The 1,505-nt window shown below is 69.4% G+C and carries 2 protein-coding genes; one reads left to right on the forward strand and one right to left on the reverse strand.

All coding sequences use genetic code 11. The annotated features are described in order from the left end of the window. Nucleotides 1–904 (reverse strand): IS5 family transposase gene (locus tag AQJ64_RS47560; RefSeq protein WP_099053913.1). Its coding sequence is split into 2 segments (ribosomal slippage), with 905 coding nucleotides annotated over them: nt 1–559 and nt 559–904; the frame shifts between segments, so codons are not numbered across the junction. This gene is flagged as partial in the annotation. A 97-nt stretch (nt 905–1,001) separates the two neighbouring features. Here AQJ64_RS47560 and AQJ64_RS44820 point away from each other — a divergent pair. After that, nucleotides 1,002–1,421 carry a nuclear transport factor 2 family protein gene (locus AQJ64_RS44820; RefSeq protein ID WP_055633054.1) on the forward strand — a complete coding sequence of 140 codons (420 nt, stop codon included), beginning with the start codon at nt 1,002–1,004 and terminating at the stop codon, nt 1,419–1,421. Nucleotides 1,422–1,505: the final 84 nt, after the last annotated feature.

Below are 1,505 nucleotides of genomic sequence, written 5' to 3' on the forward strand. Positions count from 1 at the left end.
GGCCTGTCTGACAAATGATCTTGTCCGGGTTCGCGGAGCCAGAGGATGAGTGCCGCGAGACGGAGTCCGGCCCGGTAACGGGCGGCGAGTTTGTCGAAGCGTGTGGCGATGGCGCGGAACTGTTTGAGCCGGTTGAAGCAGCGTTCGACGACATTGCGGGCCTTGTAGAGCTCACGGTCGAAGGCAGGCGGTCTACCGCCAGCCCGGCCACGCCGTATCCGGTTGGCCTTCTGGTCGGCCCGCTCCGGGATCACCGCCCGGATGCCCCGGCGCCGCAGCGTCTGGCGGATCGCCCGTGACGAATACGCCTTGTCCGCGATGACCGCGTCGGGCCTGCGGCGCGGCCGACCGACGCCGGTCCGGGGCACTCGCACCGCGTCCAGGACCGCGCCGAAGGCAGTGGAGTCGTTGACGTTGCCCGGCGTGACGAGGAGGGCCAGGGGCAGACCCCGGCCGTCGCAGGCGAGGTGGACCTTGGTGGTCAGCCCGCCGCGGGACCGGCCGAGCGCCTGACCAGCCTGTGCGCGTTCCGGATCTTCCAGTTCGTCCCCCGCTGCCGCCCCTTTTTGCGTGCGCCGGCTGCGTGCTGGTGGGCCCGATTGATCGTGGAGTCGACCGAGACCGTCCACTCCACCGCCCCGACGGAGTCGTCACGGACCTGGACCTCCTCGAGCAGGCAGGCCCACGTGCCGTCCGCCTCCCAGCGGGCGAACCGTTCATAGACCGTCTGCCACGGTCCGAAGCGTTCCGGCAGGTCACGCCACGGAGCACCTGTCCGCAACCGCCACAACACCCCGTTGATCACCTGCCGGTGATCCCGCCATGGACGACCCCGCCCGTCAACACCCGGCAACAGCGGCGCTATCCGTTCCCACGCCGCATCCGTCAGCTCTCCACGACCCACCACAAGATCAATTATCAGGCAGTGCCAGGGCCCGTCGCTGCTGAAGGCCGCCCCGGCTGCCGAGGGTCCGCCAGTTGCAACCGGGCATCATGTCGCCATGATCCAAAACGACCAGCACGCGTCCGAGGCGCTCCAGCAGCATCCGGACGTCACCGAGGCGATTATCCGGGAGCAACGCCTTCACGACCCCTCCGTCCGCCTCTCCGGCTTCCTCGCCGAAGCCCTCTTCGACCCCGATTTCATCGAGGTGGGTGCCTCCGGGCGGCGGTGGACGCACGCGGAGATGGTCGCCGCCCTGCCCACACTCCACGGCGGCGCCGAAAACAGCACCCCCATCACCGCAGAGCACTTCGAGGGCACAGTCCTCGCCCCCGGGATCATCCACCTCACCTACGAGACCCGCATCGAGGACCGGCACGCCCGCCGTTCGTCGATCTGGCGCCGCGACGCCGCCGGGGAATTCCGGCTCTACTACCACCAGGCCACGCCGGTGCCGGACGGGACAGCCCGGCCATAAGGTCCGACCTGGCACCTGCCTGTCCCTTCCCGTCGGGTCCGGCCGCCCGGCCTGATCCGACGGGAATTGTCAGACAGGCCCTAG

The organism is Streptomyces griseoruber, from assembly GCF_001514205.1.
Taxonomy (GTDB): domain Bacteria; phylum Actinomycetota; class Actinomycetes; order Streptomycetales; family Streptomycetaceae; genus Streptomyces; species Streptomyces griseoruber.